Annotated in this window: 19 protein-coding genes and 1 tRNA gene; 11 read left to right on the top strand and 9 right to left on the bottom strand. The window is 29.1% G+C overall.

Annotation, left to right across the window (positions count from 1 at the left end; translation table 4 throughout):
- The 5 genes from VBM91_RS02785 to VBM91_RS02765 all read right to left on the bottom strand — a co-directional run.
- Nucleotides 1-2545: UU173 family protein (locus tag VBM91_RS02785; RefSeq protein WP_323189207.1), on the bottom strand; the 2545-nt coding region annotated here is incomplete at its 3' end.
- Between the two features lie 114 nt (nucleotides 2546-2659).
- Nucleotides 2660-5902 (bottom strand): type I restriction endonuclease subunit R, encoded by a 3243-nt coding sequence (locus tag VBM91_RS02780; protein ID WP_323189206.1) that lies wholly within the window; start codon nucleotides 5900-5902, stop codon nucleotides 2660-2662.
- 74 nt (nucleotides 5903-5976) lie between these two features.
- Nucleotides 5977-7896, bottom strand: a complete 1920-nt coding sequence (locus VBM91_RS02775; protein ID WP_323189205.1) for a restriction endonuclease subunit S — start codon at nucleotides 7894-7896, stop codon at nucleotides 5977-5979.
- Between the two features lie 18 nt (nucleotides 7897-7914).
- Complete coding sequence (locus VBM91_RS02770) at nucleotides 7915-9492, bottom strand: type I restriction-modification system subunit M (protein ID WP_323189204.1); 1578 nt, start codon at nucleotides 9490-9492, stop codon at nucleotides 7915-7917.
- A 567-nt stretch (nucleotides 9493-10059) separates the two neighbouring features.
- The gene (locus tag VBM91_RS02765; RefSeq protein WP_416234922.1) at nucleotides 10060-10935 is read right to left on the bottom strand and encodes an Mbov_0400 family ICE element protein; all 876 of its coding nucleotides are present in this window, start codon (nucleotides 10933-10935) and stop codon (nucleotides 10060-10062) included.
- Nucleotides 10936-11589: 654 nt separating this feature from the next.
- On the opposite strand from VBM91_RS02765, the gene VBM91_RS02760 reads away from it, so the two are divergent.
- The 9 genes from VBM91_RS02760 (at nucleotide 11590) to atpC (ending at nucleotide 18663) form a co-directional block, all read left to right on the top strand.
- Complete coding sequence (locus VBM91_RS02760) at nucleotides 11590-12045, top strand: hypothetical protein (protein ID WP_323189202.1); 456 nt, start codon at nucleotides 11590-11592, stop codon at nucleotides 12043-12045.
- 20 nt (nucleotides 12046-12065) lie between these two features.
- Complete coding sequence (locus VBM91_RS02755; protein WP_323189201.1) at nucleotides 12066-12845, top strand: F0F1 ATP synthase subunit A; 780 nt, start codon at nucleotides 12066-12068, stop codon at nucleotides 12843-12845.
- Nucleotides 12846-12864: 19 nt separating this feature from the next.
- The gene (atpE, locus tag VBM91_RS02750) at nucleotides 12865-13167 is read left to right on the top strand and encodes an ATP synthase F0 subunit C (RefSeq protein ID WP_257088737.1); all 303 of its coding nucleotides are present in this window, start codon (nucleotides 12865-12867) and stop codon (nucleotides 13165-13167) included.
- Nucleotides 13168-13172: 5 nt separating this feature from the next.
- Nucleotides 13173-13718, top strand: a complete 546-nt coding sequence (atpF, locus tag VBM91_RS02745; RefSeq protein WP_257088735.1) for a F0F1 ATP synthase subunit B — start codon at nucleotides 13173-13175, stop codon at nucleotides 13716-13718.
- A gap of 62 nt (nucleotides 13719-13780) precedes the next feature.
- A complete protein-coding gene (gene atpH / locus VBM91_RS02740; RefSeq protein ID WP_323189200.1) occupies nucleotides 13781-14341 on the top strand; it encodes an ATP synthase F1 subunit delta in 561 nt (186 codons plus the stop codon).
- 3 nt (nucleotides 14342-14344) lie between these two features.
- Nucleotides 14345-15925 (top strand): F0F1 ATP synthase subunit alpha, encoded by a 1581-nt coding sequence (gene atpA, locus VBM91_RS02735; RefSeq protein WP_323189199.1) that lies wholly within the window; start codon nucleotides 14345-14347, stop codon nucleotides 15923-15925.
- A 5-nt stretch (nucleotides 15926-15930) separates the two neighbouring features.
- Nucleotides 15931-16788 carry an ATP synthase F1 subunit gamma gene (atpG, locus tag VBM91_RS02730; protein WP_323189198.1) on the top strand — a complete coding sequence of 286 codons (858 nt, stop codon included), beginning with the start codon at nucleotides 15931-15933 and terminating at the stop codon, nucleotides 16786-16788.
- 19 nt (nucleotides 16789-16807) lie between these two features.
- On the top strand, nucleotides 16808-18244 hold the full coding sequence (gene atpD / locus VBM91_RS02725; RefSeq protein WP_323189197.1) for a F0F1 ATP synthase subunit beta: 1437 nt from the start codon (nucleotides 16808-16810) through the stop codon (nucleotides 18242-18244).
- Nucleotides 18244-18663, top strand: a complete 420-nt coding sequence (gene atpC, locus VBM91_RS02720) for an ATP synthase F1 subunit epsilon (protein ID WP_257088725.1) — start codon at nucleotides 18244-18246, stop codon at nucleotides 18661-18663. The genes atpD and atpC overlap by 1 nt, the downstream gene beginning before the upstream one ends.
- Nucleotides 18664-18753: 90 nt before the next feature.
- On the opposite strand, the gene VBM91_RS02715 is transcribed toward atpC, so the two are convergent.
- Nucleotides 18754-18829: transfer RNA gene (locus VBM91_RS02715), tRNA-His, on the bottom strand.
- A gap of 143 nt (nucleotides 18830-18972) precedes the next feature.
- On the opposite strand from VBM91_RS02715, the gene VBM91_RS02710 reads away from it, so the two are divergent.
- Together VBM91_RS02710 and VBM91_RS02705 are read left to right on the top strand one after the other, a co-directional pair.
- Nucleotides 18973-19770 carry a PTS glucose transporter subunit IIA gene (locus VBM91_RS02710; protein ID WP_323189196.1) on the top strand — a complete coding sequence of 266 codons (798 nt, stop codon included), beginning with the start codon at nucleotides 18973-18975 and terminating at the stop codon, nucleotides 19768-19770.
- Between the two features lie 245 nt (nucleotides 19771-20015).
- On the top strand, nucleotides 20016-21311 hold the full coding sequence (locus VBM91_RS02705; protein ID WP_323189195.1) for a hypothetical protein: 1296 nt from the start codon (nucleotides 20016-20018) through the stop codon (nucleotides 21309-21311).
- 150 nt (nucleotides 21312-21461) lie between these two features.
- On the opposite strand, the gene VBM91_RS02700 is transcribed toward VBM91_RS02705, so the two are convergent.
- From VBM91_RS02700 to trpS, 3 genes are read right to left on the bottom strand one after another with little or no spacing between them, the layout of a single operon-like run.
- Nucleotides 21462-22019, bottom strand: coding sequence for a hypothetical protein (locus VBM91_RS02700; protein ID WP_323189194.1), 558 nt, complete (start codon nucleotides 22017-22019; stop codon nucleotides 21462-21464).
- Nucleotides 22012-23757, bottom strand: coding sequence for a threonine--tRNA ligase (gene thrS / locus VBM91_RS02695; protein ID WP_323189193.1), 1746 nt, complete (start codon nucleotides 23755-23757; stop codon nucleotides 22012-22014). The genes VBM91_RS02700 and thrS overlap by 8 nt, the downstream gene beginning before the upstream one ends.
- Before the next feature lie 13 nt (nucleotides 23758-23770).
- Nucleotides 23771-24793 carry a tryptophan--tRNA ligase gene (trpS, locus tag VBM91_RS02690; protein WP_323189192.1) on the bottom strand — a complete coding sequence of 341 codons (1023 nt, stop codon included), beginning with the start codon at nucleotides 24791-24793 and terminating at the stop codon, nucleotides 23771-23773.
- Between the last annotated feature and the right edge of the window lie 206 nt (nucleotides 24794-24999).

The following is a 24999-nucleotide window of genomic DNA, read 5'->3' as shown; positions in this document are numbered from 1 at the left end:
CATTTTCTATCTTGTATTCATACTTTTCTGAATCAATTTTGTACTCATATTCATCAAGTTCTGGGAACTTAATTCTAAGAATATACATAATAAGCTCATAAACCATTATCATAGCTCTAACATCATTTTCACAGTACTTTTTAAGTTCAGGAACAATATCGTTTTCTCAATGTGAATCACCAATTAGTTTTGCATGTCTAATTTGCGCTTTTTCCATTGCCATAGTACCTTTTTGAATAACTAATTCTGAATAAGGTGTAATCAATCTTTTGAGTTTTAAATTGTTATGTGTAATGTATTTTTCAACTTTCTTAATGCTACTAAATCTTAGTAGTTCATTAATATAACAAATTCTATCTAATGCAAATGTTTCAATATCACTATTAATTAATTTAACTAATTCTAATGTTTCATTACTTGTGTTTTCTTTAAATACAATGAAATATTTGTCTGAAATTAACCTAGATTTAAGCTCTGTTGATGTTGATTTAAAAATATCATTTAAGTCAATTGCTAAATTGTTGATTTCATTAATTGCCTGTTTGAAGTTAGCTAATGTTTCAAAATGTAAGTGAATTTGCTCTTGAATTTTTTCATTATTATTTTTGTATTCAATTTCAATTAAATTAAGAAGCTCTTTGTTTCTTGTATTTTCATATGTCTTGTTATATACAACGTAACCTTTAGCATCTTTATCGTGAATTATCTTAAACATATATATTGTTTTCGATAAATCAAAGTTTTTTGTGTCTATGACAAAGTTCTCTTTGTAAATTTCTTTACCATTTTGAGTTTTGATAACTGATACCTGGTTAACGATTTGCTGATATGATGATGTACCAGGGATAACTGGATAGATTGATGAAAAACCTTCATAGTCATATCAAACAATTACCGAATCTTTTAAGTGAATTTTAAAGATTTTATCAAGAGCCGCTTTAACATTTATTGCATTTATTTTTTCATATTTGTTAATTAGCTCAAGTACTTTATCTTCAGATTCTTTGACTATTCTACCAAATGAATAAGGTATAAAATCTTTTCCATAAAGATATGCTCTAATAACTAATTTATCAGGTGATTTGAATACATCTGTAGGTATATTAATAAGAGAACTGTTTGAAATCTGTGAGTTTTTGTATGCATTTATATAATCATTTAAACTATTCATTAATTCAAAATTATCTTCAGCATCTTTGCTAAAACAATATCTAAATAAGTTGTAATCAATATTAGATAATTCAGGTGCTAAATAATAAGAATTGATGATTTTGTCAATGTAACTATCAAATGGCTCATAGTAAACATATGATTCAGGTGAACTACCTCTCTTGTCTTTTGTAAGAAAAGCACCATTTGATTTTTCAATTAATGAATTAACTGATTTATAGATATCATGAGTTTCTTTTATTTGGTCTATAAATTCACTAAATGTCTCAATTACATTAGGTATTGCTACAAATTCTTCTAAATTAAGCCCTAAACTTCTATCACAGTAATATCCTCTTTTAGCACTCAAAATAAAGGAATTTGAATTTTTTGTAAAGTTATTTAAGTAGTCTTGTTCATTTCACGAATCATACAGTGCAAGTGTTCCTGATTTTAACAATCCGTGTTCAATTGGAGTGAATAAATTATAAAAATCATCTTCGCTCATTCAATCTAATTCATCAGATTTATTACTTGGTTTTGAAGGAGATTTTATCTTTGTCATTGCTGAAAAGACTTCGTAAAAATCAATCTTGTCTTTTTGTGTTAATCTAAGTTTATTAACAAATGGATTAATAATAATTTCACTAATGGATTCAAGAGGAATATTTGCTTTCTTTAGTACGCTGTAGTTATAAAAGTTTTTTTGATATAAATCTTTTTTAGCTTTATCAACATATGATAAACCTACATATTTTTTAAGTTCTTTATCATATATAAGCGCTGATGAAGTTAAATAAAATACATCATTTTGATTCTCGATTTTATAAGCAAATACAGGTTCGATAATTACTTTGATTTTGTCATCATTTAAGTAATTAAGTGTTTGTTGTAATTTGACTTCTAAATTATCAATTTGCTTAATATAACCAACTTCATTTGGTTTATAGTTGTGTTTATTTAAATATCAGTTGTATGCATCCAATTTAAATTGCAAGAATTCAGAAACGTTAACTTTAATAAATTCAACTTGTTCGCTGTTTTCTTGTTTTGCAAAAATTGAACCTAATTCGTGCAAGAAATTATTGCTTCAAACAAGTTTGTCTGAATTTGCATCTAGTTCCATTTGCAAGTTTTGCTCAGACATAAATTCAGACACTTTATTTGCGTCAATTGCGTTTTCACTAGATTCATCCTCATCATCATCTAATTCATCAATATTGTCGAATTTAATATTGCTCAAATAATCATCCATTGATACATTATATTTATCAAAATAAGCTGATTGTTTAATTCAATCAACTAAGTTATTTGAATGAAAAATAAGTAAAGGATTTTTGAAAAAAACTTTTAGAAAGTTGTTTGCAGTTATCTTAATAATATTTTTTTGATCCATATTTACACCCCTTATTTTGATTATATCAAGTTGTCAATATTTGATTGTAACTTCTGTGTTTGAACCATAGGGATAAATAAAAATATCACCAGAAGAATCTCTGGTAACATTGAATTATTTATCATTTTTTAAAGTATTCTTGAACTTTTTGATATTAAGAATATCCTTGAATTTGTTAAAGAAGTTTTGAAAGATTGAGAACACTTTTTTCTTAGTTTCATATCTATTTGATGATTTTGCTCCACGTGGAAATAATGGTGCTTTGATAGCTGAATCAAAGTCTTGTCCATCAAATTTTAAACTTCCACTTTCAAGTGAGTTAAGAATGTATTCTCTAGCTTGCTCAGCTTGAATGTTTTGGCTATTAATAATTGTGTTAATTTCTTGTCCAGCTCTTTGATGAACGAATTTTTCTCATTCTTCTCAAGTGTTAGTTTCAATTTCATTTTCAGTAGCAGTATTTGAAATATCTTGAATATTATATTGGTCAATGAATTCTAAAATAAGATCCTTTTTGCTTCTGAGAGAAGTACTTGATTGTGCAAGTTTACCAACTTCTTTTTTAACTTTTTCAGTATCTGTTTTTTGAGCAAATCTAGTTGCAATTAATCTAATGATGTATTCAACATTAATTTCATCTTGTTGAACTAATTCGATTTCAAAGACAATATCATTGATGATATTTTCTTTGTAACCATCATTCTTTTCTTTGTCCTTAAATTCATTTCAAATATTTAAGTAGTGAGATTGATAATCTTGCAAGTCTCTGTCAGGAATAATTTCATTAGCTTCTTGTTGAAATTCATCAAACACCATTAGAGTATTCTTGCATTTTAAGATTTTTCCAAATAACTTAGCAAATTCTTTCTTCTTACTTTCAGGGAAGTATTCGATTCTTTGATCTAAATTCTCAAGTGGGAATTTTTCTTTTATTTCATTAACATAGTCAATGTAACCCTTAACGTGCACACCTGTTTTCTCATTAGTTTCACCTTTTAAGTAGAAGTTATAATCTCTAAATAAAGCTGTATTAGAAGCTTCTTTATCGTTAAGAGCAAATAATGCAATAGCATCTTGAACTTCTTTTCTTAAATCTCTAAAGCAAACTATGTTTCCACATACTTTAACAGAGTTTAAAATTCTGTTTGTTCTTGAAAATGCTTGAATTAAACGGTGATATTCAAGTTTTCTATCAACTCATAAAGTATTTAATGTAGGTGAGTCAAATCCAGTTAAGAACATATCGACAACTATTAAGATATCAATATCTTTGTTTTTCATTCTTAATGAAACATCTTTATAGTAGTTAGCAAATCCTTCGGCACCATCTAACGAGAAGTTAGTTTTGAACATTTGATTATAATCATCCATAGCTTGTGCTAAGAATTCTTTATCAGTTGAATCATAAGTTACATTTGTAGGGATATCAATATCTTCTTCCTCGAAAACTCCTGATTCAGGATCTGGATTAGGTGCATATGTGAATATTGTTGCAATTCTTAAATTTCTATGTTGCTCTGCTAATTGTTTTTTGAATTCAAGGTAGTATTTTTTAGCCATCAAGATATTTTCAACTGTAAAAATAGAGTTGAAACCTTGAAGGTTTGTGTCAACTTTTATTTCTTTAGCAGTGTTATCCTTGCTTTTAACCATTTCATCATAGTTAACTAATTTAGAAAATGAGTAACCATCTTTTGCTCTGGTTTTTCTATCGAAGTTTTCAAGAATGTACTGAACATTCGTTGTGACTCTTTTGTCTGATTCCTTGATACTTTTCTTATCGATTCCATATATTTTCTTATCTTCAATACCAGAAGCAGATTTAAATGTATTCAAGAAATCAACTTTAAATTTAAGAACATTATGGTCTCTAATACCATCTAAAATTGTGTAAGTATGAAGTTGGTCTTTGAATATATCAGTTGTTAGCATTTGACCATTTGTTGTATTTGCGTTTTCAACAAATATAGGTGTTCCAGTAAATCCAAATAAGAAGTATTTTTTGAACTTGTTAACAATTCTTTTATGCATCTTACCGAATTGTGAACGGTGACATTCATCAAAGATGAAGACAACTTTTTTATCATATATAGTTGATTTAGGTGTTTTTTCAATAAATTTTGAAAGTTTTTGAATTGTTGTGACTAAAATTTTAGATCTTTCATCTTCAACAGTTTCATTTTCAAGCACTTGACTTAAAATGTTTGTCGATTGTACACCTTTAACACTTCCTTTTTCAAAACGGTTATATTCATTAATTGTTTGGAAGTCTAAGTCTCTTCTATCTACAACGAAGATAACTTTTTCAATGTCATCTAATTCTCTTGCTAATTCAGCGGTCTTAAATGATGTAAGTGTCTTTCCCGAACCGGTAGTATGTCATACATATCCAGTTGCATCTTTTTTACCTCAGTTACCTAATGAAGACATCATTTTAATTTTTGAAATGATTGCTTCAGTGGCTGCAATTTGATATGGACGCATTACTAATAGTTGTTCATTTGAATCAAAGACACAATATTTAGTAAGAATATTTAATAATGTGTGTCTTGAAAAGAATGTTCTAGTAAAGTCAATAAGATCAGTTATTTTTCTATTCTTACCATCTGCTCAATATGATGTATATTGGAATGATTGTTTACTTTTCTTAACAGCTGAACCGGATTTGTTTGATGAAGTTTTTAAATCCCTAGTTGTATTTGAGTAGTATTTTGTTTCAGTTCCATTACTAATAACAAAGATTTGAATAAATTCAAAGAAACCTTCATCAGATCAGAAACTTTCACTTTGGTATCTTTCAATTTGATTGAAAGCTTCTCTGATGTCTACTCCTCTTCTTTTAAGTTCAACATGAACTAAAGGAAGACCATTTACTAAAATGGTTACATCATATCTATTTTTATATTTACCGTGGTCAGCCTCATATTGGTTGATTACTTGAAGTATATTGCTTTGTGGATTTTTAAAGTCGATCAATCTAATGTTTTTAGTTTGAGATTCACCATTAGATAATTCTCTTTTAAGAGGGATAATGTTATTTTTTTGAATAATTTCAGTTTTCTTTTTAATACCTTTACCTTCTCCTGAAATTTCAGAAAGAATGTGTTTTCATTCGCTATCTGTAAAAGTAACTTGATTTAATCTTTCAAGTTGCTTTCTAAAGTTATTTTTAAGTTCTTCTGAATTTTTGATTTGAATATACTCATAACCTTGACTAGTTAGAAGATTAATAAACTCTTTTTCTAAATCAGCTTCTGATTGATAATTTGTAGGTCTTTGTCTTTGTTTTTCAAAATCAAACTCAGCAATAACTGTGTTTTCAGGAGTATGTAATATTGCGTGATTTTCTTTTGCCATAGTAAATCCACCTTTATTTGTTGTTATATGTTGCTTATATTAGTTTATACAGCTTGGATATAGGTATTAAAGTGTTAATTATTTTTATCTGATAATTTATCAAATATCAAATTTCTATAATATTCATATTGTTGTTGCCTTCTTGCTTCTTCAGCCGGAAGACCTATTTTAAGATCTTTGCAGATTAATTCAAAATTTTCTAAGATGTTTACAATTTTCTTTTGTTTTTCTAAATTAGGAAAGGTAACTTGAACATCTTTCACTTGATTTGCCATCAATTTAGCATTTGAAAAAGTCTTGTTTACGTATTTATCTAAATTAACTGATAAATAAAAGTATAGATATTTTGGAAGTATGATTGACTTATTTACATCAATTAAACCACAAATGTTTGTCACATTGAATTTACCTGATCTATAAAATACAGTTCCAGCATATCCATCTGTAGTTCAAGAAACATATTCTCCGTCAAATTTGTATTTGCTAATTTTTCCTAATTCTCCATTGTTTAGCGTTTGAGATGAGTAAACAGGATACTCTCCAGGATTTTGTCTGATGAAATCCTTGCTAATTACGTCGCCTCTAAATAGTTTTGCTATTTTAGAAAGTTGAATAGTAATGTTTGTGTTGAAGATATATTGAATTAACTTAATTAAACCTGTGGTTAAGTTATCTTCTCTCTCTCTCTCTCTCATTAATTTTTCAAATGATTTAGTTTCAAGATATTCAAAGATAGAGTTTCTATAAAATTCGTATTGCTTTTGTCTTTTGGTTCCTTCAGCCGGGAGACCGATTTTAAGATCTTTACAAATTGCTTCGAAGTTGTCTAATACATCAGCAATTTTATTTTGAATATTCAATGATGGTATTGGTAGAGTAACGTTTTTAATATCTTCTTTTGACACATTAAAACGAGTTACACCATTAACGCATCTTGTAATTTGAGATCTTATGTTTTCGGATCTTAAAAGATGTTTAATATAACTTAAATTAAATAATTCAGATTCATTTGGTCTTAACCCAAAGCAAAAACTATTTAAGTAGATATCTTCATTGATTTGTTCAATAACAACACTAGTCATACCAGCGTCATATTTGTTTTCAGATGAACCTGTAAATAAGATATCACCAGTCATTATTTTATTTTGATTTTCGCCATCTTGAATTTTTACAAAAGTATCAATATCAAGATTTAAAGATGGATTATTGTATACATTATTGAATGTAACAAACTTTTTGTTTCCATTTTCAAAGTCATTCTTGTTTTTTGATTTTAAACCTGAATAAAACTGACCTAATTCACCCAATTTAATAAAATTAAAATTTTCTTGTAATTTTTTTGATTTATCGTTTGAAAGCAATGAATTTCTGTAGTATTCATACTGTGTGGATCTAGCTTTCAGCTCCGCTTTCAGCTTTTCTGCGTAACTAGAAAAGATATCTAATATATTAACCACTTGGGTTTGAACTTCGATTGATGGAATAGGGATTTCAATTTCTAAAATCTCAGGCATATATGGGTGTTTAATTCCACTGCCTCTAAATGCTTTGGCAATTAAATCGTTTTTAGATTTTAGGAAGTAATATACATATTTTGTTAATACAACATTTTTATCATATGATGTTCCGATTATGTTGCCTGCATTAATAAATTTACCATTATAGTATTGAACGTAAGGGTTACCACCTGATGGGATATAAACAATTTCTTCTTCATAAACATCTCCATCTCAAATATCTGTAGATGTAAACATATCAGATGGATATGTTGTAAGTAGTTTTATATCTCCATTTTCTACAACCAATTCTTTGGCTTCTTTTGAAAGTATTGACTTATAGTTTATCTCACTTTTTAAGAGTTTAGTTTTGTCAAAATTAGCGAATGATTTGCTTCAAATTGTGACTTCATAAAGTTTCTTAATTTGTACATTTTTTATGTTGTTTGCTGAAAGGAAGTTTTCAATAGAAAAATTAGTTTGATTTTCATTTTTCATAATATTTAAAATCCTTTTCTACAAGTCTTCAAGACTTTTGTCTAATCTTTCAACAATTTCATCAATTTTTGCTCTAAGCACAGTTTGCTCTGCAACAATTTTTTTGATTTCTTGATTTAACTTCTTAATATCAATAACTTCTCTTGTGTCTTCTTTTTCAACATAAGTATTTACAGAAAGGCTGTAATTATTATTTGCTATATCTTCAGTTCTAACAATTTTAAGGACATTTACTTTATCTTCGTCTGAATTGTATAAGTTGATAATGTTTTGAATGTTTTCATCGGTTAACTTGTTGTTATTTGCAATTTTAATGAACTCCTTACTTGCGTCAATGAATTTAACTTCATTGCTTGTTTTATTTTTCTTAATTACAAGGATGCAAGTTGAAATGCTTGTTCCATAGAATAAGTTGTCTGGTAATTGAATAATTGCATCAACAAAGTTGTTATCTACAAAGTATTTTCTGATTTTAGCTTCGGCTCCAGCACGATACATAATTCCAGGGAAACAAACAATTGCAGCTGTACCATCTGCTGAAAGTTTGTGAAGTGCATGTTGGACGAATGCTCAGTCAGCTTTTGATTTGGGAGCTAGCACACCTGCTGGTGCAAATCTAGGATCAGCAATTAATGTTGCGTTAGCATCTCCTTCCCATTTGATTGAGTAAGGTGGATTAGAAACGATTACATCAAATGGTTCTTCCTCATCTAAACCAGGATGAGTTAATGTGTCGTCACAAATGATTTTAAACTTACTGTAGTTAATATCGTGTAAGAACATATTGATTCTACACAAGTTATAAGTAGAAACATTAATTTCTTGTCCATAAAGACCTTCTTTAATGTTGTCTTTCCCGAGCACTTTAATTGATTGAAGTAATAGAGAACCACTACCAGCACACATATCATAAACTTTTCTAACTTCAGTTCTATTTCCAAGAGCAAGTTTGAAAAGTAATTTACTTACTTCTTGTGGAGTAAAAAATTCACCACCTGATTTACCTGCGTTTTGAGCATACATAGAAATTAAAAACTCATATGCGTCACCAAATAAATCAATAGTGTTGTCTTCAAAGTTTCCAAGTTCCATTTTTTTAATACCTGTAAGAAGCGCTCTTAATGTAGCGTTACATTTTGCAACTGTGTTTCCTAATTTGTTGCTGTTAACATCAAAATCTTCGAAAAGTCCTTTAAGGTCACCTTCACTTGAACGACCCTTTGCAGAATTTTCAATGTTTTTAAAGATATTTTCAAGTGTTTCATTTAAGTTTTCATCGTTGGTTGCATTAGCTTCAACATTTGTAAAAAGTTGTGAAGGGTAAATGAAAAACCCTTTTGCAGAAATAATAGCTTCTTTGATATCGTCTGTAATTTCGTCATCACTTAAAGCTTCATAATTAAAATCTAAATCACCGCTTTCGTGTTGAATGGTATTTACATATCTTGTGATACTTTCTGAGATAAAACGATAAAAAAGTGTTCCAAGTACATAGTTTTTGAATTCTCATCCATCAACTTGACTTCTTAATTGATCAGCGATGTTTCAAATTGTCTTATGTAATTCAGCTCTTTGTATTTCTTTTGTATTGTCCATAAAAATCCCTTTCATTTACAACTAAATTATTGTTTTACGCTAGAATATGTTATTCTAGTGTTCGATTTTCATTTAAAAAATACTGTTTAACACTTAGTTAATTCATATTGATTGTTTTACACAATCAATTTATATTTTTGTTATTTATTGCTATTGTAAAAAAAAAAAAAAAAAGTCAAAGAAAATAAACAAAATTGCAAAATAATAAGAAAATATATTATTTTATTTTCATCAAAATTTAGTTCTTTCTTTAATATATGGTTATATGTTCCTGATTTAGCATTATTGTTATATATGTGTTGTAATGAAAGGTTATATTTAAAACTTTTAATTACATCATAAATCATTTAGTATGAAGGTTAAAAAGATATAAAAAAACTATGTTTCCATAACATAGCAAACGAGATTTCTTTCACAATCACCTGTGTATCTAAACTATCAACCATACAAGCGAATCTGGTCTTCTAGTATTTCACATACCAAATCTTATTTTTTTATATCACTATAAAAATTATTTATTAATGTATATTCAGATAATCTTGATAGTAAATACAAGTTATTATCATCCTAGCTTTTACTTTTTTCTCTGTTGAATAATTCACCTATTTCAAATAAAGCTTCAGAAAATGTTAATTCATTATTGTTATTATCATCTTTATTTTTTCTTAAAAGCGGTATGCTTATAAAATCTTCAGGTTTATCAAAGTGTCTATTAATTTCTTCAGAAGATATTTTAGTTGAGTCATTAGCAAAGGTAAAACCTGCTTTTTTCATTGAAAGGCCAAAATACATTCTATATGGTAATTTGTATTTTCTAATAACGTAATCTATATTTAGATTTTTTGAAAACTCTGACATTACATCTTTGTCAGGGTAAAAGAATATATTGGATAAGTAATGCAATTTATCATAAATTCTTTTAAAAGTATTATCTACAGTAATGTCATTAAAATTCTCAATAATAGTCCCTTCATCTGTAATATCTCTTATAGAATGGATAATTTTACTTTTTAATTTGTTCTCATTTGGATCTTTGTATACTTCCTGTAAGGTATATTGATTTTTATTTAATGCTATTTGAGACATTATTTTATTTATCACAACTCATGATACTTTTCTATTCAAATCAAATTGATTTTTCATATAGATTTCTTTAAATAATTTTTTATCCATAATTTGAATAGAAGTTGTATCAACATATGAATCGTATTTTAATCCTGTATTTTTATCAATTGCTTGTATTAATACTTCTCCTAATTTAGGAACTTTATAGAAGAAAGGAGATTTTCATATATCAATTTTTGGTTGATTTTTCTTTTTCTTAATTGCAGTTCTTAAATTTAAATAACAAACTTTATGACCTATATAGAATGCTATAATGGGTCTGTTATTACTTCTTCATTCATCTTTATTATTTTTTTGAAAATTTCCACTTACTTCAATAGTGCTATAGTCATTTTCATCATTATCATATGGAGATATTAAATTACCTTTATTGTCAAAAGAAGAGCTAGGATTTTGTTTATTGAATTTTGTTCTTTTTTATTTCTAATGATTAACATATAAAAATTATAAAAAAAGCCATGTTTTCATCAAGAAAACACGCCCATACTATTCTGTTTCTGCGCACGGTCACCTGATATATAAACTATCAGCTCTACAAGCGACTCAAGCTTTCAAGTCTCTCATATATCAAATATCATTTATATCATAACAACTTTTTTACAGTTTTTCTGAAAAAATTTAGAAAATTTTTAATTTTTTCAAAATCTAATATCAAAATATTTTAAAAATAATTATATTATTTCTATTATTCTTGATTTATGAATGTTATAGCCGAAAATTAATTTTTTGTCCTTTTTATTTTAATGTTTCTATAAGCAAAAAAAGTATAAAAAAATTACCAAATAAGTTGACAATTCAATATTTTCTCCATTAGAACCATAAAATTTTAGTGTGTGGATTTTAATGTCTTACTAAAACTTAATTTATGGGTTTCTTTCTATTATTTTATTGTCTTATTTCGCCAATTTTAGCAACCTAAAAAAATATTGTAAAAAAGGTGATATAACTTTCTAAAAGTATTAAAATAGAAACATGCTACCAATTAAAAAGGCTGTAAAAAAAATGACATATATGCAAATGCATACTTTTATATTTGCAATCTTTTTTTTATTAATTTCTGTAGTGTTTTTATCTCTTATAGGAATTAATCGTGGTCTATTTTTTGGGTATGCATTAGGTGGTCTACTAATTTATTTTTTATTTAAATTAAACTGACTTTTTACGTATTTATTTCTAAGAAATAAAAAAACAAAATTGTATGCTTTATCGATTTTAAAATCAGTTTTATTTTTCTTAATTTTAGGTGCAATCGTGTACTTAATGTTTTTTATTAATACAGAGTACCTAAAACAAATACAGATTACCGAATATTCAGTATTGCAAGTATTAGATCAACCATTTAATTTCTTTGCATTTGCTGGAGGAATATTAACTAATGTTTTTGTGATTATCATCACAGAAATAGTTAATAAAAAAATAAGAAACTAAAAAGAAAGGAGATGAGCAGGATGGATACATTTTTAAAAGGTCTTTGAGTTTGAAATCAACCACAAATGTTATCGCTTGTAGTTACTGTTTTTATAGTACTAATTATTTGTTTAGTTGTCTATTTCAAAGTATCAAAAATTAAACCAAATGAAGCTCCGAAAGGTGTAGTGCTCATTGCTGAAGGTTATGTTAAGTTCATTGACAAAACTTTTGATGATGCAACTGGTGGAACACAAGTGCAAAATTCAAGATACTATATTTTGACTTTAGCTACTTTTATTCTAATCGGTAACCTTACAGCTGTCTTTGGTTTAGAACCGATCGTAACATCTTATTCAGTTCCGTTAACATTAGCTTTAATGAGCTGACTTGGTATCTTTGTTTGTGGTGCAGTGTACCGTAAGTGAAGATATCTAAAATCATTTATCAACCCACTTGATTTACCTGGTAAAGTATCTCCTCTTATTTCTCTTAGTTTTCGTATTTATGGAAATGTTATAGGAGGATCTACAGTTATTTTCTTATTTTATTCATTCTGTGGGTGAATATGGACAAAAGTAACAGGGTCAAGTAATCAACAATTCTTCTTTGGATTGATTTTATCACCTGCATTACACTTTTATTTTGACTTATTCGGCTCTACCTTACAAGCTTACATATTTTCACTTTTAACACTTGTATACTGAACTATTGAGTCAACTGCAGAAGAAGTTAAACCTAAAAAACTTAGAAAAGGCAAATCAAAAATTGTAAGAAGTAACAAAAACCTTAATTCACAATTATCACAAGCAATTTATTAAATAGAAAAGAGGATTAATTATGATTGAAACAGTAACAAAATTTTTAGAAGAAACTGCAAATAACACTACTCAAGCAGCTGCACAAAATGGTGGAGACATCAAATCAGGTCTTGTTGCTATTGGTGCAGGATTAGCTGCAATCGGTGTTTTAGGAACAGGTATCGGACAAGGTTATGCTGCTGGTAAAGCTGCAGAAGCTGTTGGAAGAAATCCTGAAGCAGAATCAAAAATCCGTTTAATGTTAATTATCGGTGTTGGTATTGCTGAAACAGCTGCTATTTATGCATTTATTATTGCTTTATTATTAATGTTCATTAAATAATAACTATGGTTCAAAATTTAATTTATCTTAAGCAAGAATCATTGAATCAACAAGTCCAAGAAAAATTCAACGGACTATTTCCGAGTGTTCCAATGATGATTGCTACTATCATCGCTTTTTTAATTGTGTTTTTATTACTTACATATCTTTTATATAAACCAGTTAAAAAGATGATGAAAAATAGAACAAATTTCATCCAAGAAAATATCAACAGTGCTATTAAACAAAAAGAAGACAGCTTACAAGTTTTAAACGATGCAAACGAAAAACTTAAAGAAGCTCACAAGCAAGCAGATAGCATTGTTAACAAAGCAAAAATAAAAGCTGGTGAAGTTTCTAAAACTTATATTGACAAAGCAAAAGCTGAATCATATAGATTACTTGAAGAAACTAACCAAGATATAGCGTTGCAAAAGAAAGAATTTGATGCTAATGCTAAAAAATATGTAATCCAAGTAGCTACAGAATTAGCAGAGAAAATCTTACGTAAAGAAATTTCTCCACAAACTCAAGATGAAATTATTAAAAACTATCTTGAATCAAGTGAGTAATTAACTTTCACAGCTATATAACTACGATAAAAGTAAAATAGCAAAACTTTTAAGATTTTATTATGTACAAAAAAAGAAATACATCTGCATATGCAGTAGCAATTTATGACTTGGTCAAAAAACAAGATAAATTTAAATTAATTCAACCTCAATTTGAGGCTGTTAAAGATTTAATTGACACAATTCCTGGTTTTATCGAATATTTAGGAAACGACTTAATTCCTGAAGCTGAAAGATTCAAAATAATCGATATGGCTTTTGATAAAAATCAATTTGACTATATTGTAATTAACTCAATTAAAGTTATAGTTCAAAGAAAAATGGTGTCTCAATTAAAAAACATCATCATTGAATATTTAAAGTTATCAAATGATGCATTAAGAATTCGTTATGTATTAGTTGAATCAGCTTTCCCATTAAGTGACGAGCAACTTCAACAGATCAGTGACAAACTTCAAAAAGTTACAAGACGTACAATTGAAATTCACAATGTAATTAACCCAAATATTATTAGTGGATTTAGAATTGTTTCTAAAACCGAAGTTATTGAAATGAACATACTACATGACTTAAACAAAATCAAAAACGAAATTATTTTTAAACAAAAAGAAAAGGAGGTGTAATTTATGGCTATCAAATTAGATGATATTTCTGCAATCATTAAAGAAAGAATTCAAAACATTGGTAAAGTAGCCGACAGATCAGAAATTGGTCAAGTTATCTCAATTGGTGATGGTATTGCTGTTGTATCAGGTCTTCAAAAGGTTAAAAACGCAGAAATCGTAGTTTTTGACAACGGTGTTTATGGACTTACTTTAAACCTTGAAGAAGAAACAGTTGGAGTTGCTTTATTTGGTGATGCTAACTCTGTTTCTGAAGGAGACATTGTTAAAAGAACAGGTCAAGTTATTGACGTAAATGTTGGTGATGCTCTTTTAGGTAGAGTTGTTAACGCCCTTGGAGAACCAATTGATGGTAAAGGTAAAATTCAAGGAACAATTAAAAGTGAAATCTTCAAAATTGCTCCTGGTGTTATGACAAGAGAAGAAGTTAACCAACCACTTGAAACAGGTATTATTGCGATTGACTCAATGATTCCAATCGGTAAAGGTCAAAGAGAGCTTATCATCGGTGACCGTCAAACTGGTAAAACAGCTATGGCTATTGATGCTATCATCAACCAAAAAGGTAAAAACGTTAAGTGTGTTTACGTAGCAATTGGACAAAAGAACTCAACAGTTGCGCAAATTGTTAATAAACTTAATGAATTTGGTGCACTTGATTACACAGCAGTAGTTGTTGCAGGAGCTTCAGAATTAGCTCCACAACAATACATTGCTCCATATACAGGAGTTACTATTGCAGAATACTGAATGTCTCAAGGACAAGATGTATTAATTGTTTATGATGATTTATCAAAACACGCAGTTGCATATAGAACACTTTCACTTCTTTTAAGAAGACCACCTGGTCGTGAAGCTTACCCTGGAGATGTTTTCTACTTACACTCTCAACTTTTAGAGCGTGCAGCTAGACTTAACAAAGAAAATGGTGGAGGTTCAATTACTGCTCTTCCAATCATTGAAACTCAACAAGGGGATATTTCAGCTTACATTCCAACTAACGTAATTTCAATTACAGATGGTCAAATTTTCACAAAAGAATCACTATTTAACTCAGGACAAAGACCTGCTGTTGATATTGGTTTCTCAGTTTCTCGTGTTGGTTCAGCTGTGCAAATTAAAGCTATGAAACAAGTTGTTGGTTCACTTAAACTTGAACTTGCTCAATACAACGAAATGTTAGCTTTTGCTCAATTTGGTTCAGACCTTGATGAGTCAACTAAATCAATTTTAGAACACGGTGCTAAAGTATATGAACTTTTAAAACAAGAACAATACTTTGCGATTTCACAAGTTACACAAGCTATTATTCTTTTAGGAGTTAAAGAAAGAATTATTAACCCACTTCCAAAAGAATACATTAAAGAATACAGAGATAACGTTATTGCATTTGTAAACAAAACAGCTGAAGGTATGGAACTTTTCTCAAACATTGCTTCAAAAGGTTTATTCACACCTGAAGACTACCAAACAACAGAAAAAGTATTGGTTAAGATAGTACAAAACATCATCGCTACAATTCCTAACTATGATCCTAAGTTGCATAAAGCATTTCCTAAAAAATACAATGACTTACTTAAATAATTAAAATGGCAAACTTAAATTCAATTAAAAATAGAATTAATGTAATTAACAATACCAAAAAGATTACTAATGCTATGCAATTAGTATCAACTGCTAAATTACGTAGAATTAGAACTGAATTTGAAAGTATTGAAACGTATTTAAATTCACTAAACGAAATGTTTAGAGAATTAGCATCACACGTTGAACCAAGAGAGTTTTACTCAATTTTCCCTAAAAACACTAATGTTGATTCTGATTTACACATCATCATCACATCTGATTTAGGATTATGCGGTTCATACAATACTAATATTGTTAAATTACTTAAAGAAACTCTTAAACCAAGTGACAAAATCATTGTGCTTGGAGGAAAAGGACTTGCTCTATTACATTCATTTAAATATGATGAACAAGTCATTTCTAAATACACAGAACTAGGAGATAAAATCTCTTATGAACTTAGTTCTGTTGTATCTAAAAAAGCTTTTGAAGAATATTCAAACAAAAGAGTTGCTAACATTTACATCTATTACACAGAATTTATCAACAACATTACACAGGAAGCTAAAAAACTTAAACTCTTCCCACTAGACATTGAATCTGAAAATGCTAGTGTGCAAGCTAGAAACACAATTGAATTTGAACCTAACTCAGAAGTGGTGCTTAAAAACTCAATTCCACTTTACTTAGCAAGTATGGTTTATGGACTTGCTACAGGTTCAAAAGTTTCAGAAATCGCTTCAAGACGTAATGCTATGGAAAATGCTACAAATAATGCAACAGACTTAGTTGATGAGTTAAGATTACAATTTAATAGAAAACGTCAAGGTAACATAACTCAAGAAATCAATGAAATTGTAGCTGGTGCAGATGCTACTTAATTAAAATAAGGAGGAATGAATGGTAAAAAACAAAGGAATTATCGTTCAAATCTTAGGTCCAGTTGTGGACGTTAGATTTGAAGAAGGAAAGTTACCTCACTTACTTAATGCTGTTGAATTAGAACATGATGGAAAAGTTTACACATTCGAAGTTGCTCAACACATTGGGGATGATACAGCTCGTACAATCTCAATGGTTTCTACAAATGGACTTCAAAGAGGAATGGTTGTAACTGACACAGGTGCACCAATTTCTGTACCTGTAGGAAACGTTGTTTTAGGTAGAATGTTTGACGTTTTAGGGAACCCAATTGACAACTTACCTTTACCAAAAGAAATTGAAAGAGATCCTATCCACGCACCAGCGCCTTCTTATGAAGAACAAAAAACTTCATCAGAAGTACTTGAAACAGGAATTAAAGTTATTGACTTACTTATTCCTTATGCAAAGGGTGGAAAAATTGGTCTTTTTGGTGGAGCTGGAGTTGGTAAAACAGTTCTTGTTCAAGAGCTTATTAACAACATAGCTACAGAGCACAATGGACTTTCAGTATTTGCTGGAGTTGGGGAAAGAACACGTGAAGGAAATGACCTTTACTATGAAATGAAAGCTGCAGGAGTTTTAGATAAAACTGCACTTGTATTTGGACAAATGAACGAACCACCTGGGGCACGTATGAGAGTTGCTCTTACAGGTCTTACAATGGCTGAGTACTTTAGAGATAAACAAAATCAAGACGTACTTTTATTCATCGACAACATCTTTAGATTTACACAAGCTGGTTCAGAGGTTTCTGCTCTTTTAGGGCGTATGCCGTCAGCTGTTGGTTACCAACCGACACTTGCTACAGAAATGGGTGCGCTTCAAGAAAGAATTACTTCAACACGTAGAGGTTCAATTACATCAGTTCAAGCTGTTTATGTACCTGCTGATGACTTAACTGATCCAGCACCTGCTACAACTTTCACTCACTTAGACGCTAAAACGGTTCTTGACCGTGGAACAGCAGCACTTGGAATTTATCCAGCTATTGACCCACTTAACTCTTCATCAAGATTACTTGATCCATTAATTGTTGGATATGAGCACTACGAAACAGCTCAAGAAGTTGTTGCAATCTTACAAAGATTCAAAGAACTTCAAGATATTATTGCAATCTTAGGAATGGGTGAATTATCTGAAGAAGATAAGAAAATTGTTAGCAGAGCAAGAAGAATTAGACAATTCTTATCTCAACCTTTCACAGTTGCTGAAAAATTCAGTGGTATTAAAGGTAGATATGTTCCATTATCTGAAACAATTAGAAGTTTCAAAGTTATTCTTTCAGGTGAATTAGATAACCTTCCAGAAGAAATGTTCAGATATGCTGGAAGCATTGATGATGTTATTGAACGTTACAAAAAATATCAAGAAGAAAATAACATTTCAACTGAATCATCAACAGATAAAAAATAATGAATAATACAACTCATTTATTAATCACAGTACCATCAGGTGTATTTTATGAAGGTGATGTAAACATTGTTACATTAAAAACAGCATCAGGTTACATCGGGCTTCAAGCTAATAGAACACCACTTTTCTCAAACATTGAAATTTGCAACTTATCAATCAAACCTGAAAATGGTGAAGAAATTCGTTGCTACATCGGTGGTGGTCTTGTATATGCTGATGAGAAAAAAGTATCAATCATAACAGATGATATTATCAATGTTAAAAACATTGATGTCCAAAGAGCGCTTCGTGACCGTGATAAACTTATTAAACAAATCGAAGAGGCTTCACACAATGATTCAGTAAACAAAACAAAATTAGAGTCTAAACTTAAAAAAGCTCTTTTTAAAATTGATGCATACAATTTATTCAATAAGTAATATTTGCAACCTTTTTTAGGTTGCTTTTATTATGCACTTGATGTAAAAAAGGAAAACAAAAAAAGTTGCTATTAACAACTTTCTTTCATATGGGGCGAACGACGGGATTCGAACCCGCGCATGATGGGACCACAACCCACTGTGTTAACCACTTCACCACGTTCGCCATAAGTAAAACTATTATACCACTATTTTATGCATCTAGTAAACAATTTAATTAATTTTTAGACCTTATTTTAAGGTGTTAAAATCTATTTTCAACATTATAAAAATGATATAAAATTTATTTTATTTAAGGAGTATATTATTATGACTGAAAGAGATAAATACATAGACTTATTAGTAAAAATTGTTGATGCGTTCGGTGGGCTTGACAATATTACTTCATTCAATAATTCAGCATCACAATTAAGATATGATGTTAAAAACGTTTCATTAGTTTCAAAAGCAGATTTTGAACAATTAGGTGCTACATCAGTTAAAATTTTCGAAGCACAAAAACACGTTCAAGTGGACTTACCAAATGCAGAGGCTTTAAATGCACTTATCAAAATTAACAAAGACTTAATTTCAACAATGTGTAAATCAGTTGAAGTTTCAACTGTTTCAACATCAAATAATGCTACAGCATCTACTCAAGCAGTTTCAGAATTAGAAATCTTAGCACCTGCTTCAGGACACATTGTTTCACTTGAATCATTAAATGATGGTGTATTTTCAAATGATTTAGTTGGAAAAGGATTTGCAATCAAATTAGATGGAACATCAGGGAAAATTGTTGCTCCATTTGATGGAAAAATAACAATGCAACCAGCAAGTAAATCACAAGTTATCTTATCTAACACATCATTAGGTGTTGAAGCTGTTATTGTTTTTGGTTTAAACTCATACAAATTAGATGGAATTGGTATGGATGCTAAAGTTTCATTAAACCAAGAAGTTAAATCTGGAGATGAATTAATCGTTTTAGATTTAAACAGATTCAAAGCAGAAAACATTGATCAAGAAATTATTTTTGCATTAACAACTGATTCAAAATTACAAAACTTTAAAAACTTAGAACACAAAAACATCAAACATTCAGAAGTTATTGCTAAATTAGTTTAATCTTTAGATTAAACTGAGTTGTAAATCAGAGCAGAAAAAATCTGTTCTTTTTTATTTATTAAAAAAATATTTTTCTGGTGATATATATCCCAAAAAAGTTTTAAAATAAAAGTACCTCATTATTTTGATATTTAATGAGGTAACCTGGAATTAGAAAATATAAACTCTTTGATAGCATCTCTTTTTCCGGGACACAAGCACCGTTTAAATGGTGCTTGTCTTTTTTTGTATTACAATTTTATATTATGAGTAAAAGTAAGAATACCAAAGGACATAGATGATTTAGTCACACAGAATTATTGACAGGTTTTATAGATCTGAAAACACGAGAAATTCACAAAGTCTTAATTTCAAATTCACTTTTAAAAAAGTTTGATAATTCAAATTCAAATATTAAGGATAATTTTTCATCATTTTCTGATAGTGATTTTACTGATAAGGAAATTTTTGAGAATGTTCAAGAATTATTCAATAGCAAGCAGACTGAAGTGGATTTTTCGACTTTATATCGAAACTCAAACAATGAAGAAAAAACTAAATATGAAATATATACTGATGCCATTGAAAAATTAGCTGTTCAAAAAATAACTGATGTTACAAAAGCGGCGAATTTTAAAGGTAAAATGCCAGAATACTTATTTAAAGCTATATGTTTCACAGATTCCAAAGTAAAGAATTGAGAAAAGTTTAACATTGATGACATATTGGAAAAAGATGAGGAATTTATAAAAAATAAAAAGGTTACTGAGTTTTTGAAAAAATTCTTTGAAAAGGGAAAAGATAACTTTGCAAATTATCCTGCTAGAAATCACAAATATTTCAATTGTGAAAAATTTGAATCAGATAATCCTGTATTATGATTTGTATATTACTTTTTGAAACTAATATTTCGCGATGAATCACTTGTGAAAATATTCAATGAGAGTGAGATGCAAAGATTATGATGATATATTATTTGTGGCAATAAAACAGAAGATTATCCTAATTCACTTACATTTATTCTTGCAAATTACTATCATTTTTATGCTGAAACATCTTTATATCTTAAGGCATTAGAAATTTCTGATTTTAATCACATAGACTCAACTGAAGGAACATTTTCAGATAAAAAGTTTATGGTTGATTTAGATAACGTAAATATATTGAAGCCATTTATTTACGATTTCAAGACGTATTCTGATTCCAACTATCTAAAAAGTGACCGAAATATTCATCAATTATGTTGGTATATTTACATTCTTATTAATAATAAAACTAACAAATATAACTCATTAATTGAAAGTATTGAATTTAAACCTGAGAAACCTACTGAAACAAATGCTATTGTTTGTGATCATCAGCTACCTGCTGAAAGCAATAATGCTCAAGTTAAAAAGCAGATCTCTGTTAAAACTGATCTTATGAATGAACTTGCAAATAGAATTAGTGCTCAAAGAAAAAATGCGAAGGGTAAAGCTGCTTGAACTTCCTTAGGAGCTATATTAACATTAATTTTGGTAGGAATTCTTCTTGGTATTCTAAAAGCGGTCGGGTTAATGTAACTAGGTTGATAAAAGTAAGATAGAAAATCTAAAAAACTGTTTTTCTACCTTATTTCAGCTCAATATGCATCGTGAATTTGTTTTTATTAAAAGTATATTAAAAATTCCTATCGCTTCAGCAGTGATAGGAATTTTTAATAATTATTAATTTTAGTTTTTTGATTCTTGTTCTAAAATTGATTTTTCTTTCTTGAAACGACCTAAGAATTTTTGGATTTTTGGTCTCATGTGACTTACAAATTTTGGTGTAACAAAGTATAAACATAAAGCATATAAGATTACACAAACACCAAATACGACAGTTACATCATAAGGGAATAATAGTCATTTTGGTTGTCAACTAACTTCAGCTTTCTCTGTTCCTTCGTTAACATTAATCATTCTAGGAACTCAAAATAGTGTGATTATAATTCCAATAATGAACACATAGTTAACAAGTCTTCAAACACTCATTTTTTCTTTGAAAACAACAAAGAACCCAAATGATAAAACTAAAATTGGAAAGAAAATTGATGCTAATATACGTGCATAAAGAGGTACATTATAAACAGAATTTGGAACGATTCTATCTCAAGGTATGATATTTCCACTTGTTAAAATCATTGCAGCTGCTAAAACTCAAAATATTACTAAAAATGATATGTATCAACCATTAATTGGTTTTCTAGCTTTCTTTTCGTTTTTGTTTTCTTGTTTTTTATTATTCACGAGAATCTCTCAATCTCATCATTTTTAGGATAAATTCTGCAACAGGCATTGTTGTTGTTTCTTGTTTACCATATTCACGGTATGAAACAGTTTCATTTAATCTTTCAGCTTCTCCAACAATGATTTGGAATTTAGATTTTGACATTTGTGCTTCACGCACTTTTTTACCTAAACGTTCTTCACGGTCGTCAAATTTAGATCTAAAGTCTGCATTGAATAATAATTGGTTGATGTCTGATGCGTATTTAACATCTTCTGGATTATTTGTAACAGGGATAACTGTGAATTGTTTTGGTGCTAATCAGAATGGAAGCACACCTTTTGTTTGTTCTAAAAGAATTGAAACAAAACGTTCATATGTTCCAATAAGACCTCTGTGGATCATAACCGGACGTTCTTCTTGATTGTCTTTGTTTGTGTATGTAATATCAAATCTTTCAGGTAATAAGAAGTCAAGTTGTAATGTAGAAACTGTGATTTCGTGTCCTAAAGCTGTAAAGATTTGAATATCCATTTTAGGTCCATAGAAAGCAGCTTCTCCGATTTTTTCTTCGTATTTAACACCTAATTCATTAAGCACATTTCTAAGTTCATTTTCAGCTTCATTTCACATCTTGTCATCTGAATAGTACTTATCTGTGTTTTCAGGATCTCTTAAACTTAAAGAAACATAACTAATTTGAATTTTAAAGATTTCTAATGTTTCTTTAATTAATTGATACATTGATTTGAATTCTTGAGCAATTTGATCTTTTCTAACAAATAAGTGCCCTTCTGTTAGAAGCATTCCTCTAACACGTTCAAGACCTGTAAGAGCACCTGATTTTTCATATCTGTAAAGTTGTGATTGTTCTGAATATCTAATTGGTAAGTCACGGTATGAACGTTTTTCTGTGTTGTAGCAAATAATGTGGTGAGGACAAGTCATTGGACGTGCAATTAACTTTTCGTTTTCAAGCACAACTGGTTTAAACATATCATCTTTGTAGTGAGCTAAGTGTCCTGAAATTTTGTAAAGTTCTTCTTCTCCAAAGTGTGGTGTTAAAACTTCTGTGAAACCATATTTTCTGTCCATTTTAAGAACAAGGTTTCTAATTTCATTGTGAATGTACATTCCATCTTCTAATCAGAATGGTAACCCTTGACCACCTAATTTGTTGAATGTGAATAATTTCATTTCTTTACCAATTTTACGGTGGTCTCTTTCTTTTCTATCTTTAAGGATTTCTAAGTATTCTTCAAGTTCTGTTGCTGTATCTCAAGATGTTCCATAAATTCTTGTTAATTGGATGTTATCTGAATTTCCTCTTCAGTATGCACCAGCTAAGTTAAGTAATTTAAAGTGTTTAATGTGTTTTGTGTCTTCAACGTGTCCACCAGCACATAAGTCAGCAAAGATTGTTTCATTACTTAAAGGATCTACAAGAGCATAGAATGTAACTTCTTTACCTGCTGCTACTAATTCATCATAAAGTTCTTTTTTGTAAGGTTTACCTTCAAATGAATATTCATCAATTGAAACTTGCTTCATAACTAAATTTCTTGAAGCAAGTTTTTTCATAAACTTTTCAATTTTAGGTAATTCTGTTTCTGAAAGTGGTTCAGCAAATTCAAAGTCATAGTAAAAACCTTCTTCAGTAGCTGGACCAAATCCTAATTTAACATTTGGATAAAGTTTTTCAACAGCTGCACCAAGTAAGTGACTTGTTGTATGGTTAAGTTTTTTGTTAGCTTTCATATTAATTTACCTCTTATTTATCATTTTTGGGTTTTGTCAATGAGGAATAGAGTCCCATTTTTTTCATTAACTTGTTTAAATTATAATCTGCGATTTTAGAAGCTCTAATTGCTCCTTCATCAGTTATTTTGTCAACTTCTTTTAAAGCTGCATTGTATTTTGATTGAATATAAATTAAAAGATTTTTAACTGATGTAGCAACTGCTTCTTTAAATTCTTTATAGTTTTTATCTTTAAATAATTCTTCTGTTTGTTCAAGTGTTATGTTGTTTAATGAAGCATAGATATTAAGTAAGTTTAAAATACCAGGTTTATCATTTGAAATATATACTTTACCTTCTGAGTCAGTAACTGCTTTCATAATCTTGTTGTAAGCTTGCTGTGGATCTTCAAGTAAGTAAATGGTTGATTTGGTACCATGTTCACTTTTTGACATTTTAGCAGTAGGATCAGTAAGTGATTTAATTCTTGCTCCAACTTTAGGAACAACTCCGTTAGGAATTGTGAAGTTAGCATTGTATTTTGAATTAAATCTTTCAGCAATGTTTCTAGTTAATTCAAGGTGCTGAGTTTGATCTTCGCCAATAGGAACCACATCAGGGTTGTATAAAAGAATATCAGCTGCCATTAATACTGGATACATTAAAAGACCAGTAGGTATTTTAGAAGTCCCGTTAGCTTGTTTGATTTGTTGTGACTTATCTTTGAATTGGGTCATTCTTTGCAATTCACCAATTGTGGTTTCTGATGTACAAAGTCAATTCATCATTCCGTGTGCACTAACTTGTGATTGATAGAAAATTGTTACATTTTCTGGATTAAGTCCACAAGCTAAATAAAGTGCAACAATGGTTTTTCTTGCTTTTTTAAGTTCAACTGGATCGACACTTCCAGTTGTAAGTGCGTGTAAGTCAGCTACAAAAATGTATGATTCATAATCGTTCTGCATTTGCACAAAGTTTCTAATTGCACCAATGTAATTACCTAATGTTAAATCACCAGTTGGTTTTATTCCACTTAATAATTTTTGTTTCATAACACTCCTTAACTAATTAATAAAGTTATTTATTAATTATATTGTTTTTTAAATAATGTATATTCATTTTGTTGATTGATTTTACAAATGCAAATAGCTGAATTAATCAAACAAAATTAATTAATAAATTAAGCAAAAATATGCAAAATAATAAACTGGGACACGAAATATGGACAATCCATATTTCGTGTTTTTTGTATAGGAGA

This window comes from Mycoplasma sp. 2248, from assembly GCF_034863245.1.
Classification (GTDB): Bacteria; Bacillota_I; Bacilli_A; order Mycoplasmatales; family Metamycoplasmataceae; genus Mycoplasmopsis.
Note: the sequence above shows the minus strand (reverse complement) of the source record. Positions and strands in the feature narration are given on the sequence as shown.